The organism is Streptomyces sp. NPDC002602 (assembly GCF_042889445.1).
GTDB lineage: Bacteria > Actinomycetota > Actinomycetes > Streptomycetales > Streptomycetaceae > Streptomyces.
On sequence record NZ_JBIAQX010000021.1, the window covers coordinates 71,460 to 86,970 of the forward strand.

At 70.8% G+C, this 15,511-nt stretch carries 10 protein-coding genes, 2 pseudogenes and 1 CRISPR repeat array; of the genes and pseudogenes, 7 read left to right on the forward strand and 5 right to left on the reverse strand.

What is annotated here, in order from left to right:
• Positions 1–95 precede the first annotated feature (95 nt).
• From ACFYW3_RS34735 to ACFYW3_RS34745, 3 genes and pseudogenes are all read left to right on the forward strand, one after another.
• Positions 96–424: pseudogene (locus ACFYW3_RS34735) on the forward strand (DUF6233 domain-containing protein); the annotation flags it as partial.
• Between the two features lie 209 nt (positions 425–633).
• The gene (locus ACFYW3_RS34740) at positions 634–1,104 is read left to right on the forward strand and encodes a hypothetical protein (protein ID WP_351750313.1); all 471 of its coding nucleotides are present in this window, start codon (positions 634–636) and stop codon (positions 1,102–1,104) included.
• A gap of 706 nt (positions 1,105–1,810) precedes the next feature.
• Positions 1,811–2,440, forward strand: coding sequence for a transposase (locus tag ACFYW3_RS34745; protein ID WP_389388436.1), 630 nt, complete (start codon positions 1,811–1,813; stop codon positions 2,438–2,440).
• A 197-nt stretch (positions 2,441–2,637) separates the two neighbouring features.
• Here the strand turns inward: ACFYW3_RS34745 and ACFYW3_RS34750 are convergent, their stop codons facing one another.
• Positions 2,638–4,038: a tetratricopeptide repeat protein gene (locus ACFYW3_RS34750; protein WP_389388437.1), complete on the reverse strand. Its 1,401-nt coding sequence runs from the start codon at positions 4,036–4,038 to the stop codon at positions 2,638–2,640.
• Positions 4,039–4,367: 329 nt separating this feature from the next.
• Positions 4,368–4,669 (reverse strand): annotated as a pseudogene (locus ACFYW3_RS34755) (TraR/DksA family transcriptional regulator).
• On the opposite strand from ACFYW3_RS34755, the gene ACFYW3_RS34760 reads away from it, so the two are divergent.
• The gene (locus tag ACFYW3_RS34760) at positions 4,568–4,861 is read left to right on the forward strand and encodes a hypothetical protein (protein ID WP_351750458.1); all 294 of its coding nucleotides are present in this window, start codon (positions 4,568–4,570) and stop codon (positions 4,859–4,861) included. The pseudogene ACFYW3_RS34755 and the gene ACFYW3_RS34760 sit on opposite strands and share 102 nt — an antisense overlap.
• 110 nt (positions 4,862–4,971) lie before the next feature.
• Positions 4,972–5,817 (forward strand): hypothetical protein, encoded by an 846-nt coding sequence (locus tag ACFYW3_RS34765; protein ID WP_389388438.1) that lies wholly within the window; start codon positions 4,972–4,974, stop codon positions 5,815–5,817.
• 205 nt (positions 5,818–6,022) lie between these two features.
• Here ACFYW3_RS34765 and ACFYW3_RS34770 read toward each other — a convergent pair whose 3' ends face one another.
• On the reverse strand, positions 6,023–6,574 hold the full coding sequence (locus tag ACFYW3_RS34770; protein ID WP_389388439.1) for a hypothetical protein: 552 nt from the start codon (positions 6,572–6,574) through the stop codon (positions 6,023–6,025).
• Positions 6,575–6,833: 259 nt separating this feature from the next.
• On the opposite strand from ACFYW3_RS34770, the gene ACFYW3_RS34775 reads away from it, so the two are divergent.
• A complete protein-coding gene (locus tag ACFYW3_RS34775) occupies positions 6,834–7,637 on the forward strand; it encodes a glycosyltransferase (RefSeq protein WP_389388440.1) in 804 nt (267 codons plus the stop codon).
• Here the strand turns inward: ACFYW3_RS34775 and ACFYW3_RS34780 are convergent.
• A complete protein-coding gene (locus tag ACFYW3_RS34780) occupies positions 7,634–8,716 on the reverse strand; it encodes a phosphotransferase (protein WP_389388455.1) in 1,083 nt (360 codons plus the stop codon). The genes ACFYW3_RS34775 and ACFYW3_RS34780 overlap by 4 nt on opposite strands.
• A gap of 52 nt (positions 8,717–8,768) precedes the next feature.
• Between ACFYW3_RS34780 and ACFYW3_RS34785 the strand changes: the two genes are divergently transcribed.
• Complete coding sequence (locus ACFYW3_RS34785; RefSeq protein ID WP_351750307.1) at positions 8,769–9,122, forward strand: hypothetical protein; 354 nt, start codon at positions 8,769–8,771, stop codon at positions 9,120–9,122.
• A 256-nt stretch (positions 9,123–9,378) separates the two neighbouring features.
• A CRISPR array of direct repeats spans positions 9,379–10,138; the repeat unit is 29 nt; unit sequence GGGGTCATCCCCGCGCGTGCGGGGAGCAG.
• Positions 10,139–10,437: 299 nt separating this feature from the next.
• Here the strand turns inward: ACFYW3_RS34785 and ACFYW3_RS34790 are convergent.
• Positions 10,438–14,529, reverse strand: a complete 4,092-nt coding sequence (locus ACFYW3_RS34790) for an AAA domain-containing protein (protein ID WP_389388441.1) — start codon at positions 14,527–14,529, stop codon at positions 10,438–10,440.
• Positions 14,530–15,511: the final 982 nt, after the last annotated feature.

A 15,511-nucleotide genomic window follows, 5' to 3' on the forward strand; every position in this document is an offset into this window, starting at 1 on the left:
CGGGTGCCCCATTCCGTGAAACAGGACTCGGTGATGGCCTCAGCGACGATCGGATGCAGGTCCTCTGAACACCTTCCGCTCCGCCCGCGCGAGGCGTGCCCGTGGAGTACCTGGAGCCGGGCTCGCTCGTTGAGCGGGAGCTGGGGCCGCGCCGCCCGTCCGGATGGGTCCTGGCGAAGGCCGGCGGCCGCAGGCCCGCCCGGGGCACCGTCCACGCCGTCGACTGCGCGGAGGCGCCCGCCGGGACGCCGGTGCTCACCTGGAGCACGCCCTGGACGTCGCGCAGCACCCGGGGGCGAGGCTGTGCTCCCTGTGTGGAGCTGCGGCCGAACTCGACCCGGTCCTCAAGGGCTTCGACCGTGTGGCTTTGTCGCCGAGAGCCAGAAACGTTTGTTGGTCAGCGCTGGAGACGCCCCGTCAGTGACGAAAGACGTGTTGCTGAGTTCTGGGAGCGCGCTGGTACGTGCTTCCGGCCGTCTCGTGTGCAGGTCGGCTCCGGGCAAGTGATCATGGCGGCCAGGGGTAGGTCCGGAGCGCCGTAAGCGTAACCCCGCCACTGAAGGCGCCGTCGCGCGCTTCGTTGTCCGCCGGCCTCACCACGGAAACCGACTGCCCGAGAGGACCCAATACCTGATGTCCATATGGACTTCGATCGTTGCCGTACTCGGTACCCTCGCCGGTGCCCTGACCGCCGGACTCCTCCAGCACCGTTCGGCACGCACCGCACGCGCTGAGGAGCGCGCCGACAGCCACCGCCAGGATCAGCTCGGCGCCGTCACCGACTTCGCGGCCGCCTTGGACGCACACCGCTCGGCAATGTTCCATCGGGAGCGTCTGGCCCTGGCCGAGGCAGGCGCCGAGCACCAGTTGGAGGCGCAGACGAGGTCCCACGACACCCGCGCGGCAATCACCGCGCCCCACATCCGACTTCAGGTCCTGGTTCCCGAACTTGTCGGCGCCGCCCAGCAGGCCGCAGACGCCACGTACGCACTGCGCAAGGCCATCGACCGGACCGAGCTGGACGCGCAGCGGCATGCGGCCAAGGAAGCATCCGTCGCCTTCATCGCTGCGGCCGCCACGCTGCTGAGCCCCAACCATCGCTGACTGAGGACGACCAACGCCGATGTCCCGGCCGTCCGGTCGTGCCGGTCCCATATGCCCTGCAACTCGTGCGCTCCCGTGACGGGCGTTGCTATTTCTCGGTTCCGGCACAGATCTTGGGGAGCGGTCGCGGAGCATCACATCGATGTTCGATTGCGAGGGGCCGGTTCGCGTGAGACCGCGTATGCCTTTTCGTCCGACCATCGGAAGTGACGCTCCCTCATGTCTGTGCCGGTAGATGCTTCGGCTGGCCTCGAACGGTGATGGTGCTGGTCATGCAGACCGATGCACGGTTCTGGGACTCGCTGGTGTTCGACGGGATCGACGAGTTGGATTGTCGAGGCGGTGACGGCTGCGTTCGACACCGTCGAGGTGGTGGCAAGAGGCCGCGTGGCCGGCTCCGCATGTCCGGACTGCGGCTGCTTCTCTGCCCGAGTCCACGACCGATATCTGCGCAGGCTGAAGGACCTCCCGCTCGCTGAGCAGAGCTTTGTCATCCTTGGAGCGAGTGGCCCTTGCGCTGGCCGGGCGGGCCGGCGTCCGGCTGGCGGCCCAACTGGGTTTCGGAGCGGGACGGATGACCTTGTTGCGCAGGGTTGTGGCCATGCCCGATCCGCGGTTCAGTACTCCGCGGGTGCTGGGCGTGGACGTTTCGCGATCCGTCGTGGCCAGACTTACTCCACGGTCTTGACCAGCGTCAGACCACCGCGTGGTTGATGTTCTCCCGACTCGCGAGGCCGGGCCACTGGCCGCCTGGCTGATCCGGCACCCTGGCGTGGAGATCATCTGCCGGGACCGGGGCGGCGCCTACGCAGAGGGCGCCCGGCGCGGTGCCCCCGACGCTCTGCAGGTCGCTGACCGCTTCCACCTGTGGCAGGGCCTCGGCCAGGCCGTCGAGACCTGCGTCGCCGCACACCGCGACTGCCTGCGCAACCCATCGCCCAATGGCACGCTGCCGGAGCCCACCCGACTGGTTTTCGGTCGGCCGAAGGGCGACTCGGATCCCGTCGGCCGGCGGGCCGACCGGAAGAAGGCGGCACATGCTCTGGTCCACGAGCTGCCGGCCCAGGGCCACTCACGCCGGGCGATCGCCCGGCACCTGGGCTGGGCCTCAACACCGTGCTCCGGTACGCGAACGCCGCACGCTGGCAGGACACCATCCGCGACAACCGGCCCCGGCCCAGCAGGCTGGACCCCTACAAGCCCTACCTGGAACGACGCTTCGCCGAGGGATGCACCAGCGTCACCAGAGCCGAACGCGGACGGCAGATGTTCACGAGACCGAGACCGAGACCGAGACCGGGAGGCGTCTGGCCTGTGTCGAACTGAGCGGTGTTGATCGACAGAGGAATCTGGCCTGTGGAGGAATCGAACTGAGCGGTGTTGATTGACAGGGGTGGCGGTGGCGCTCGGGCCATCGCGTTAGTCCGGGATGACACGGAGGTGGTCTGTGGCGTCGCTCATGGGTTTGCCGAAGGCCCTCGAACACACCCTGGAGCGGCCCGACGCAGACTTCGCCCCCGAGCCTGCCCGGACTCAGCCCTCCGGGTCGAAGGCCCGGTTGGAGCGGATGACGGCCCGGCGCTGGAGGAGGCCGAGGACCAAGAAGGCCGGTAGGACGCCGCCGATGGCGTCCGTCCAGTCCCGGTATTGCGCCCCGAGGCAAAGCGAGACCACCAGACCGACCGGCAGCAGCACAGAAAGGGCCAGCCAGATCAAGGCCAGGCCGATCGCGCCGAGCCGGGCGGCGACCTCGAACCCGGCGTTCTGGCCGACCGAGAAGCAGGCGAAGCCCACCGTCGTGGCCAGCGCCAGCGTGGCGCTCGCCCCGGTGGTCACCGAGGCGATGAGGGCGAGCGGTCCGCCCCACACCTGCCCGGCGGCCGTCGCCGCAACCAGCGCGGCGGCGAAAGCCGCGTAGCCGCGGGCCGCCGCGTGCCACCGGACGTCGTCGTGCGGGTCGTGCGGACCGCCGTCCGGTTCGGGGATGCCCAGCCAGGCCCGCCGGGCGCCGTGCGCGGCCGCCGCCGCGGAGGCCGGGTCACCCGCATTCCGGAAGGCTACGGCGGCGCGCAGGTACGCCCGTCTGGCCGCGCGCCCGCGCCTCAGCTCCTCCAGGGTCTGCCCCAGGCTGCTCCGGGCGGTGCCCAGGTCGTGCAGGTGGCCGCTCTCCTCGGCGGCGGCAATGTCCTGGCGATGCATGGCGAGGGCTTCGTCGTACCGGCACGCACCGCGCAGGGCTTGGGCCAGCAGGCGCAGGGCGACGCCTTCGGCCCTGCGCCTGCCGATCCGCCGGGCGGTGGTCACGGCCTCGGTGAGGACGTCCTCTGCCTCCGCGAAGCGACGCGCGGCGACCAGCGCGAAGCCGAGGTTGGACATCGCGATGGCGTGGAAGTGCTCGTCCCCGACCTCCCGAAAGTGGGCGACGACCAGGTGCTGGATCTCGATCGCCTCCTCCGCACGCCCGAGCACCTGCAACGTCACGCCGAGGTCGGTCAGGGCCATGTGCTCGTCGTGATGCTCCCCGGCCAGGCGAAGCAGCTCGGCTGCCCGGCTGAGTGCCTCGGCGGCCTCCGTGAGTTCACGCGTCTGCTGGAGGGCGTTGCCGAGGTTGAGCAGCGTCACGCCCTCCAGTCCGGCGTCGTCGTCACCACGGCGGAGCTCCGCCGCGCGCCGGAGGGCCTCGGCGGCCCCGTCGAACCGCCGGGTGGTGAAGAGCAACTCGCCCAGCTCGGCCAGGGCGGCGCTCTCGCCCGGGCCGTCCCCGGCAGCCCGACACAGCCCGGCGGCGTCGCGGAACGCCGCCTCGGCCCGGTCCGACCGGCCCAGCTCGAGCTGCTCCCGTCCGGCCTGCAGCCGGTCGGCGCCTTCGGTGTCGCTGCCGGTGCCCGCCCGCCCGTTGGCCGACTGGTCCTTTCCGGCCTCGCTGTCGTCCATTCCGGCCCCCCGGTGGCGTTGCCCGCTGGATTGACACCGTACTGGGGCGACCGGGTGACTGACGATGCATCAGCCAAGATCGATCTGCGGCCGGAGGTGGCGGGCGATGGGTACGGCCCGCGTTCCGTACTCCGCCGTGGGTTCAGGCGAACTGAAGGGTTCTCAGCGGGAACCCGAGGGTTCGTCGGAGGAGTGCGCCGCCATCCGGTGATCCGAAGGAGATGACACGGGGCACCCGGCTCTGCGGCGGAATGTCGCGGGGCGGCACGGGTGTCGATCTCGCCCGTCGAACGCCCCCGCCCGAAGACGTGACCGAGGCGGCGTAACCGTCAGGCAGGGCGTGGCGGCCGTCGAGGGTCGGACTGGGCGCAGTGGACGCAGGTGGTCGCCGCCGGGCGGATCTCCAGGCGTTCGGCGGGGATCGTCTGGCCGCAGAGCTCGCATTGCCCGTACGCGCCCCGTTCGAGGCGTTCCAGCGCCTGGTCCACTTCTGCGAGGTGCTCGCGCGCCCGTGCGATCGGGCTGCCACATGGGCGCGTTCGAAGGCGGTGCCGGCTCCCTCGGGGTCGTGCTCGTCGTCAACGGCGACCAGGGCGTTCGCCGCGACGATCGCGTCGAAGTCGCGGCTCAGCGCCGCGGTCCGGGCGAGGGTGTCGGCGCGGTCGGCCGCGAGGCGTGCGTGGGCCGCTGCGAACGCGGTGTCGTACGCGTCATGACCGTATTCGGGTGCATCGCCCATGTGTATGGCAACGCCGGGCTGCGGACCCCGATTCCCTCGGTTACCGCGCCCGGGCGGCGGCGTCACCAAGCAGTTCCTGCCTGAATGGCGGCCCGAAGCAACTACTCTCCCTCGTTCGCCCCCTCCCGACTGCGCCCCGCCGACCTGCGCGTCATTCTGGCCCCGGGGGTTCGACCAGTGATCGAGGTGTCCGCGTGGCAGCGAACGACGAGTCGAACGACGAGTCGAACGACGAGTTGAACGACCAGGAGGAACGCTCCTCCTGGTCGCGCCGACACTCCTGGCGGAACTGGAACACGGTGGAGCGGGTGCTCGGAGCCTTGGCCGCGCTCATCGCGGTGATCACAGGAGTCGTGCTGGGCGTCAAGTTCTTCACGAATCCATCTCCGATGGAAAAAGAGCAGGCGCTGATGGAGGAACTAAGGCCTGGTCAGACAGTCGCTCGGGTCACCCAGATCATGAAGGAAAGCCCCTATTACAGCAGGTCCTTGCCTTCCGGAAACGTTGTCCACCAGTACGACCGGGAATGGGAGAGGATTCAGCTGCTCGTCAACCCGTCGTCCGGGGAAGTGCTGTCCGTTGGGATCTTCGCGGACAACATGGAATTTCACCCCAAACTCAAATCTGCCGTAGGAGAAGTAGTCCTCAACCGCTCTCCTGTTTCCTCGTTCGGCGATCCCGCGTACGCATTCGGTAGGTGCGGTGCTCACTCAGGCAACTACTACGAGGCTCACCCCAACATGCCTGGTGCAGCAGGGGGCGGGAGCGCTGTAGTCGGAGTGACAGATTCCAATCGTGGCTCCCTCGAAATCATGCAGGGAGCCTGTGGATTGTTGGGTCCCGGTCACGAGCTCGAATGTCTCCCCGGATCGTTCGAAGAGGCGAATGCTACCCCGGTGGGGAAAGTCGACTGTCTCTCATCGCCTCAAGCCGTCAATATGCGCAAAAAGGTGAAGGTGACCTCCGTCATCCTTTCCAGAGAATCACAGTTGTCCTCCGACATGTTCGTTAATCCGTATGAAGTGGCCAAAGGGGCCTAGGAAGCCGACGCAACGAGCGCCGGGATCGTCTTCTTGATCTGCGCGCTGCGGGTCTCCGGGACCTTGAGAACCACCGGCGACGACCCGTTGCGTGGATCCGGCTTCTGCCCACTCAGGTCGGACGGGAGACGGCCGCCGATCGAACAGAGCCACCGCCTTCAGCGGGCGCTGCCACGAGGAACGGGTCGCCGGTCTCCCGGAGCTGCTATAGATGCTCTCTCATCCGAGTCACCGCCCGGATTCCCGCGCCCTTCACCTCGGCGAAGACCTCGATGAGATCGTCGGCGACACGAACCGCGTCCGGGGCGGGCAGTGCCTTCCACATGCCGTACGCCCGACGGACCGCGAGGTCCGTCTCCGGGTGTTCGGGTTCGTGGAGGCCGGCGTGCAGGCGGACCACGTGCAGGTACCAGGCCACCGCGCTCTCGTGGTGACCGGTCAGAAGCGTCAGGTAGGCGCGGACCTCCCGCACCCGGATCGTTTCGATGTGCGCCTCGCCGTGCGCGGCCGTGGTCGTCGCGTCGAGCTCCTCGGCGAGGATGTTCGCCCGCGCGAGATCGGAGGCCGCGACCGCCTGGATCTCGGCCATCTGTCCGGCGATGTCGTCGCTCACGGTGGCCGTGTCGTCAACGGCAACCGTGTTCTCGGCGGGGGAGTCCTCGACAGGGGAGTCCGCGGCGGGTTCGTCGGCTTCCGCGCCCGCCCAGAACCTCGGGTCGACGACGCCCCAAGGGCGGAAGAGGATTTGATCGGCCATGGGAGTTCCGCCGTTGCTCGTGTCGGTCACCAGGCCACCACCCGACGGATGCCCGTGGCCCGGGTCATGTAGTTGGTTCGTCCGGGCCGGGTGGCGAGTCGTCTACCTCGGCAGCCACGAGGCACCGTGGAACGGGTCCGCCCAGGTCGGACACCTGCGAGCGCATCTCCTTGCCCACGACACCGCATGGGAGGAGGCCCGCGGAGAAGTCCGCTACCGGTGGAACGGCGTCTCGTGTAGAGCCGTGCCCCAGGACCGCGTGGAAAAGACCCTGCGGGACGTCCTGTGCGAGGAACGAGCGGAGTTGGTGGTGACGTCGCAGGAAGGTGCGGCCGACATCGCTGCCCTCGCCCGCCGCATGTCCAAGGTGGCAGGGTGGCTGCACTCGGTCTCCGCCAACAGCCACGGCGTCCTCCACGGCGGCCCACACATCGCCCTCGCCACGTCGAAATTCGTCACCGGACGGGCACAGACGCCCGCCGGGACGCGGACCATCGTCTTCTACCCGCCGTTCGCCCCCGCGGAAGACCGCCCGGTCCTCCCCACCGGGCCGTCCGGGCCCGATCGCCAATCGGGCGGTGTGCTGATGGTCAACTCCATCCCCGCCAAGGGGTCTGCTCTTCTCCACCAGCTGATCGCCCGCCTCCCGGGCCGCCGGTTCACGCTGGTGGAGGGCTGGTGGGACACCGCCCGGGAGTTCACCGGCCATCCGAACGTCCACCGGGTGCCGCGCACCTACGCCATGGGCCCGCTGTACGCCGGGAGTGACCTGCTGCTGGTTCCCTCACAGGTCGAGGACGCCTTCCCGCGAGTGATCGTGGAGGCGGGACTGCACGGCGGGGCCACGGTCGGGTCGTCCCGGGGCGGCATTCCCGAGGCGGTCGGGGAGGGCGGGGTGATCCTGCATCCGGACGATGTGGACGCCTGGGTACAGGCGACCGAGTCAGCCGACCGGATCGGCCTTGGCGTGAAGGCCCGGACACGAGCAACTCCGCTGGTCGGGCCGTGCCTGCCCGAGCCGGCTGCCGCCGGACTCATCCCGGCGGCAGCGGCTGCCGGCTAACGGGACGCGTAGGCGGCCTGGACCTCATCGGCGTGGCCGGTCCACCAGTTCAGCAGCGCCTCGTCCGCCAGGAACATCTCGCCGAAGGTGGGGTCCTGCCGGTCGAGGTAGAACTCCAGCTGCCAGAAATCGGTCAGCCGCTTCCACCACAGCCGCTTCACCGCGTCGGCAAGGTCGCCCTCCGACAGATCAATCACTGAGCGGTAGCCGGCGCAGAAGGCAGCGATACGGCCGAGGTCGAAGACGCCACCGACCCCGAACTGCACCTGCGCGGTCCGCGCCACCTCCTCCCCGTACGGGCGGACACCGAGGCGGTCCCAGTCCAGGACCGCCACGACCCGGCCGCCCTGCCGCAGCAAGTTGCGGTACTGGAAGTCACCGTGCGTCCACCCGTGGGGCCCCGCCGGCACCTCGCCCTCCGGCCGCGCGCCCGCGTGCCGCGCGAGCAGACCCCGCCTTCCGTGCAAGGCCTCGGTGGCAGCCTTGTCGAAGTCAGTGGCCGGATCGGCCGGGAGGCGGCCCAGGAGGGTGGCAGCGTCCCGGTCCGCCACGGCCACGGCGCGGACCTTGGCAACAGGCGCCTGCGCCGGGACCGGGCCGGGCCCGTGCCGACGCAAGCCCTCGTGCAATCGGGCCAGTACAGCACCCAGATCGCGGGTTTGATCAAGGGTGAGGTCGGTCCCCTGAACGTGCTCGCCGTCCATCCAGGGCAGAACGCAGTAGCCATGGCCCGCGACCTCCGTCACGAGGTCCCCGTCATCAGCAAGCAGCGGAGCCGGCACCGGGATGCCCCCGCGTGCCAGGTCCCCCAGGACCGCGAGGTTCCTTCGCACCTTGGGCAGGGGCACGTCGGTGATCTCCTTCACCGCGTATGTCCCCGCACTCGTCTCCAGCCGCCAGTTCCGGTTCATCAGGCCATGAGCGAGGTACTCGCTGCTGCGAACCTCGCCCAGCCCGAACCTGCGGGACAGGGTCGGCAAGGCTGCCAACAGATCGTCTTCGCGAGTCGCATCCGTCACCCCCTGCACGGTACGCGCATCCCGAAACCCGCCATCGGATTTCGTCAGCCACGGCCCGATCACGGGCCGTCCATACGGCGACGTTGTCAGGCGCTGGGTCTACGCTCCCGGGATGGACCAGAACGAGGTCGTAAAGAAGGTCGTAGCCATCCTGACAGCGGCATACGAAGACTTCCACCAGCCCGATTCCGCCGATGTGCCCGGTACAGAAGGCACCGACCTGATTGGCCAGTTCCTCACTGAGGCGATGCCCAGGATCGAACTATCGCGCGACGACTCCCTGGAAGAGATCGCCGAGCAGATCGGCCGCGAGATGGGTATGGCCGTCACGCAGCTGGCTGCCGCATTCGCCTCGGCCTACATACAGCTCGCTTTGGTGCACGATGAGGACGATCCGGCTGTCACCTCTGCTGAGGTTCTGCGGGACATGGCTCTCCGGGCCGAGGCGTCGGAGGATGACAACTAAGGCCCGCCGCCTGGGCATGACCGCAAACGGTCAGCAACCGCCGGCGGGAGCACCGACGTCGATCCACCGCCTGACGGAGCCTTTCACCCGGTATGCCGGATTCAAATGAAACTGCTTCAAAATGGCAGCTGAGCCGGATATCGTCCCAGCTCGGCAAGCTGCTCCCTGCGGGTGCGGGGATGACCTCTACCGCACCTGTCCGGTGCAGTGGCTCGCGCGCTGCTCCCCGCACCTGCGGGGATGACGTAGAGGAGCCGGGTTACTGCCCGCAGGTGCGGGAGCAGATGTGTCAGCCAGGGCCAGAGATTGAAGGACTGGGTTCATCCCCGCGGGTGCGGGGAGCAGCGTACTCCGACGCCGGAGGGAGCGGCGGTCCAGGGGTTATCCCCGCGCGTGCGGGGAGCAGGTCCAGTCCACCCGGCTCGAACTGTCCGGAACGGGGTCATCCCCGCGCGTGCGGGGAGCAGGAACTCCCCGAACTCTTCGCGCTCTCGGCGCCGGGGTCATCCCCGCGCGTGCGGGGAGCAGCCGGTGGCGGTGAGGGCGAGCAGGCAGCCGGCGAGGTCATCCCCGCGCGTGCGGGGAGCAGAAAATTCGCGAGTTGGCGGTGACGGCCGTGGTGGGGTCATCCCCGCGCGTGCGGGGAGCAGTCCGTGGTCCGGGGCGTGGGCGCAGCGGCCGGGGGGTCATCCCCGCGCGTGCGGGGAGCAGAACTCCGACGAGGCCGGCCGGCCCGAGTTCGTGGGGTCATCCCCGCGCGTGCGGGGAGCAGTCACGCTCGAACCCGGCTGGGTCGACGTGGGTGGGGTCATCCCCGCGCGTGCGGGGAGCAGACGGGGCTGCAGCTCGGCGTCGTACGTCCGTGGGGGTCATCCCCGCGCGTGCGGGGAGCAGCATCGGCTCGCCCTGCCCGGCACGGGTCAGGTGGGGTCATCCCCGCGCGTGCGGGGAGCAGTGCTCCGGGTTCGCTGCACTGCGAAAACAGGCCGGGTCATCCCCGCGCGTGCGGGGAGCAGGCTTGCTGAGCTGGGACGATACTCGGTTCAGTTGCCGTTTTTAAGCACTTCCGCTGAATCCGGCATTTAGGGTGAAACGTGCAGTCGGGCGGTGAGTATGTCCCGGGCCGTGTCGGCACGCCCCACGTCCCACGCCATCGTCCGGCAGGTGAGATTCCTTCAGATCCGCAACGGCAGCGCGATTATGGACTAGTTCTGCGAGGCCGATCCCGATCACGAGCGCGACAGCGCCATGGGATCGGGCGGCGGCCCGTGGCCTCGTGTCGTGATGGGGATGTGGCTCTCCGCCCTGCCGTCGGTCACTCGCCCTCCCGAGGCCAGGCGGAGCGGTCGCGGAGGTGGTGGAACTCCGTCACTTCAGAGGCGAGGACGTCGAAGTGCGGGAGCGGGGCCCACAGGCTGCGCTCGCCGATCACGTAGAGGCGGCGTTTGGCGCGGCTCGCGGCGACGTTGAGCAGGTGCGGAGTGCGGGCCGCCCACTCGCGGGCGCCGGGTCGGCCGCCGCCGAGCACGAGGACGACGACGTCGGCTTCCTTTCCCTGGGCCCGGTGGACGGTGGCGCATCGCTCGTCGAGCAGTTCGGAGGTCCAGCCGTCACGGTCGCGGCAGACCTTCTTGCATTCGGAGACGAGGGCCCGGAAGGGGGCGATGACGCGCACGCGCTCGACGCCGACGCCGTGCCGGCGCAGGTGGTCGAGGACGAACTCGAAGGCTCGGCGGTCGCGTTCGCCCCACGGGGCGTCGGACGGGCGGCTCGGGTCGTCGGTGTTGAGCCAGCGGCTGGGCAGCAGACCGTCCCGTTCCGCATCGGGGAACGCCTTGCGTGCGGTGCCGTGGACCATGAGGCCGCCGTACGCGACTTCGTTGCTGATCGTGAACATCGGCTCTTCGCAGCGGCGGTGAACGCGCAGGGGCGAGCCCACCCAGACGTGTTCGTCGTCGGTGCCCGGGGCCGGCAGGTAGGTGCCGTAGCGGTTCGTCCGGTCGGCGACGGCCTGCGCGGAGGTGGCCGAGGGCAGCCAGTGCTCGTCGACGCCGTAGGCGCGCAGCAGCCGGCGCTGCAGGGCCGTGGGCATGGTGACGACGGGTTCGAGTTGGAGCGGATCGCCGACCAGAACGGCACGGCGAGCCCGCCACAGTGCCCCGGCGGCGGCCTGCGGAGTCGCCTGGCCGGCCTCGTCCACGAGGACCCAGCCGATCGACTCCCTGCCGAGACGGGCGAACATGCTCCCGATGGAGGAGAACGTGGTCGAGACGACCGGTACCAGCAGGAACAGGGTCTGCCAGGCGCGTTCGACCTCCTCGTCGGGGATGGGCCCGTTGGTTCCGGCCATCAGCTCCATCAGGACCTGGAGATTTCCGCGGACCTTCTTCGCGGTCCCGGCGACGAAGGCACGGTGCAGGTCGAGGGCGCGCAGGAACAGGTCGCTGCGCGCGGTGGACCACGCCTCGTCGGCCCAGGGCGAACCGAGTTCCTGCTCGGCTTCGTCTAGGTGCTGCCAGTCCAGCGGCAGGGACGGCAGCGTCCGGGCCGCCTCTCGCAGTTCGCGGTGCCGGCGGTCGAGTTCGGCCACGGCGACCCGCAGGTCGCGGCGGGACGAGTCGGCGACCTGCCGGGCATGCCGGAGGGCGGTGGCTGCCGAGTCCTCCCGCGCGCTCGCGGCCCGTTCACGGTCGAGGGCGGCGGTCAGGCCTGCGGCGGCCTCGTCGACGACGGTGCCGGACCGGGTGTACCGGCCGGCGGCGAGGGACTCGGTGCGCACGGCTGCCGCCACCTGTTCCAGGGAGTCCTCCAGCGCGGCGCGCTGCTGGACGAGCAGGTGCGTGATCTCGGCCTGGGTGCGCTCCTGGTGCTGCTCGGCGGCCCGCCGGTCGGCCGCGCTCTGCAACATGCGGCGCAGCCCGCCGCGTAGGCCACGCTCGACGGTCGGCGGCGTGTCGTGGCGTGCGATGAGCGCAGTCACGTACTCGCGGTGGTGCGCGGCCCGTTCACGGGCGGCCGAAAGGTCCGCGCGGGCGGTGGCCAGCTCCTGGCGGGCCCGCGGTACGTGCGCGGATGCGTTCCGGTGGCCGGTCTCGGCCGCCGCTGTGGCCGCCCGGGCGCCGGCGGTGGTGGCGGCGGCCTGGTCCAGTACCGCCGTGGTGGCCGAGACATGCCGCTCGGCCCGGGACACCGCGGCTTCCAGCTCCGTGATCCGCTGCTCGCCCGACCCGGACTCGACGGCCGCCAGGGCCCCGGCCAGTCGTGCGCGCCCGACGCGCAGCCGCTCCACCTCGGCCTGAGCGGTACGGAACGCCGTGACGGCGGCGGTCCACGAGGGCACGGGCTGGGCGGGCCCGGCCGCGGCAGCCTGATCCGCCGGGGTGACGGCACGCCGGCCACCAGGCGGGAGCTTCGGCGGAATCCAGTCGCGCAAGATCTCCTGCATGCCGCGCAGCGGGGGTAGTTCCGCTGCGGAGCGGGCCCGGGTCTCCTTCTCGGGCAGCCGGCCCCACCAGAACCGGTCCCCGAACTCCTTGCGGTTGCTCTTGTTGCCGAGCACCGCCGCGACCAGACCCCAGGCCGGCCCGCCGAGGAGCGCGGAGGCGAGGTCGGAGAAGTGGTCGGGGCCGTCGTGCCAGTGTTCGTCGAGCGCGTCGATGCCGGGCAGTTCGGCGGTGATGTTCTCCACGGCGCCGTTGTTGGAGGAGGTGACCACGATCTCGAACCCGGTCAGCCGCGGGTCGAGCCGCGACACGAAGCGGGCGTGCCTGCCCTGGCGGTCCCTGCCCCGCCACGCCTGACCGGTGAACGCCTGCCCGGGACGGTCGAACGTGGCCAGCACCGCCGCCCGCTCGACGACCAGGGCGGCGACCAGGTCGCGCAGCATCGTGGTCTTGCCCGTGCCAGGAGGACCGTTCACGGAGAACATCCCGCCCTCGGTTCCCGCCCGGTCGGCGAGCATGCGGTCGATCGCGAACTGCTGGCTCAGCGCGAGCGGGAACCGCGCCGGTGCGGGCCAGCGACCGGCCGGAACCAGGTCCGGAGCCACCCCTTCCAGGACGACCCCACGCTCCCGGCGTACATCTGTCCGCGCCCCCACGGCGACGGAGTCGAGCTCGGTCAGGTACGCCTCCAGTGCCGGCCCGATCCCCTTGCCGACCGCCTTGCCGACGGCCGCGGACACCCGGGCCAGATCGGGCGGGAGCAGACTGTTCAGGAACGGAGCCGCGGCGGCGACCTTCGTCCGGGGGTCCTTCGGCCGGTGGACCAGCCTGCTGCGCACCCGGATCACCTGCGGCCGCAGATGGCCCTGTACCCCGCACAGGTCGGCGATCTGCGCGGTCAGGGCGACCAGATCGGCGAGCCCGAGCGCACGGGGACCGCTGCCGCTCCCGTGCTCCGCCGACGCGTCAGGACCGTCGGCCGACGCCCCCTCGCCTTCGGGAACGCCTCCGGCGGGCCCCTCGGGAATGCCTCCGGCGCCGTCCGCCCGCCCGGAGTCCGGCCGCCCGGAGTCCGCTCGCCCGAGGTTCGCCCGCCCGGAGTCCGTCTGCTCCTCGGTGGGGCGGCGGGCCGCGACCCAGTCCGCGGCGCGGCGAACCAGGGGCTCCGCCGCGCCCTGTAGCGCGGCGCCGGCGACCTCCCCGAACAGGGCCCCGACCGCGCCGACGGCGGCGCCGCCCAGGATCTCGGCGAGCAACCGCTGCCAGCCTCCGCCGTCGGACCCTCCCGGAGATCCCGCCGCACCGTCGGATCCGGGCCACCGCTCGAACGCCGTTCCGGCGGCCGTTCCGGCGGCCGTTCCGGCGGCCTGTGGGGTGGCCGGTGCGGTGGGCCCGTAGACGATCGCGGTGGCCGTGAGCGCGTCGATCGCCCGGCCGAACGCGTCGTTGAGCTCCTCGAATCCGTCCAGCCACCCCGGTGTGGACGGCCCCGGATCGAACAGACGGCCGGCCGCCCAGGCGCACGCGGACACCACGGACGTGTCCTCGATCGGCCGGCCCTCGTCGTCCAGGACCAGCGCGATCATGGCGCTCTGGCCGGACAGCACCAGTTCGGACTGTGGCACGCCGGGATCCGGATCGGTCCCCGGAGGCAGCACCGCGATCATCGCCTGGCGAAGCAACTCCAGCTCGAAGACCCCGCAGTAGACCTCGTGCCGCCACATCCGACCGAACGGTGCCCGCCGTGCCCCCGTCTCCGGATGGTCCGGAGCCCACGGCAGGAGTGGCACTACCCGCCCCGGCTCGGGCGTCAGGTCCAAGACGTACTCGTCCCTGGGCCCGGAGCGCGCGGCGGGACGTCGGCGGGGCAGCGCCGGGATCGTCGGCGGACTGAACAGCTCGATCGCGCGCCAGCACTCCAGCAGGGCCTCCCGCCGCCGGTCCTGCGCGTGTCCGCTCCGCACCCACTGCCCCCGTGTTCCCCGCGCGGCACCCGGCCGCTCCCCTGAAGATCAGCTGCGCCGCCGAATCTACCGGACCGTCAACAACCCGGGCCCGGGCAGCGGCGCCTCCGAGGCCGGAACGCCCGGGGGAACAATCCCGGTTCGGCCCCACTCGGTCCCGGGGAGGGACGGTGCCAGAGGCGTGGTGCAACTCATGCGGGCCCGACTGCCGGTAAGAGAGTCGGGGGCTGTGCGTGCTTGGCCAACACGAGAGCCACCAATGTCACGGGGCTGGGGGCTACTGCACAACACGCTGTCCTTGAACGGTCATGCCGCCGACTGGGACCACGCGCTTCGCAGCCAGTCGAGGACGGCGGGCTGTACCCGCCGCCAGAGATGGCCGAAAGATCATCCCCGCGGGTGCGGGGAGCAGCTGCGGCCTCTTCCGACCACACGTAGGTGGGGAGGGGGCATCCCCGCGGGTGCGGGGAGCAGCGCCACCGTGCCCTCGAACTTCGGCTCCGGGCCGAGGCCATCCCCGCGTGTGCGGGGAGCAGAGGAGCGTCTGGAGAAACGGGACGAGGTCACCGGGGTCATCCCCGCAGGTGCGGGGAGCAGCTGTCCTGGGCCCACGCCGACTCGGGGCGCTCAGGGTCATCCCCGCGGGTGCGGGGAGCAGCCGTCGCCCTGGTAGCTGCCGCCGGTGTTGGTGGGGTCATCCCCGCAGGTGCGGGGAGCAGCGGCACGGCCACTCGATCATCCGCGACCCCCGGGGGTCATCCCCGCGGGTGCGGGGAGCAGGTCTCTCCCTGGTTGACGATGCCGCATTCGGGGGGGGGCATCCCAGCGGGTGCGGGGAGCAGGACAAGATGATCGGCCCGCTGTCGACGCGCCTGGGGTCATCCCCGCGGGTGCGGGGAGCAGGTAGCACGGAGTTCGTGCGGCGCCTGGGCGAGGGGGTCATCCCCGCGGGTGCGGGGAGCAGCGGCCTACGACAAGGCCA

Bases quoted from the DNA above. Each gene is read 5' to 3' on its own strand.
- ACFYW3_RS34740 (WP_351750313.1), top strand. From the start codon at position 634: ATGTCCATATGGACTTCGATCGTTGCCGTACTCGGTACCCTCGCCGGT.
- ACFYW3_RS34750 (WP_389388437.1), bottom strand. From the start codon at position 4,038: ATGGACGACAGCGAGGCCGGAAAGGACCAGTCGGCCAACGGGCGGGCG.
- ACFYW3_RS34760 (WP_351750458.1), top strand. From the start codon at position 4,568: ATGGGCGCGTTCGAAGGCGGTGCCGGCTCCCTCGGGGTCGTGCTCGTC.
- ACFYW3_RS34770 (WP_389388439.1), bottom strand. From the start codon at position 6,574: ATGGCCGATCAAATCCTCTTCCGCCCTTGGGGCGTCGTCGACCCGAGG.
- ACFYW3_RS34785 (WP_351750307.1), top strand. From the start codon at position 8,769: ATGGACCAGAACGAGGTCGTAAAGAAGGTCGTAGCCATCCTGACAGCG.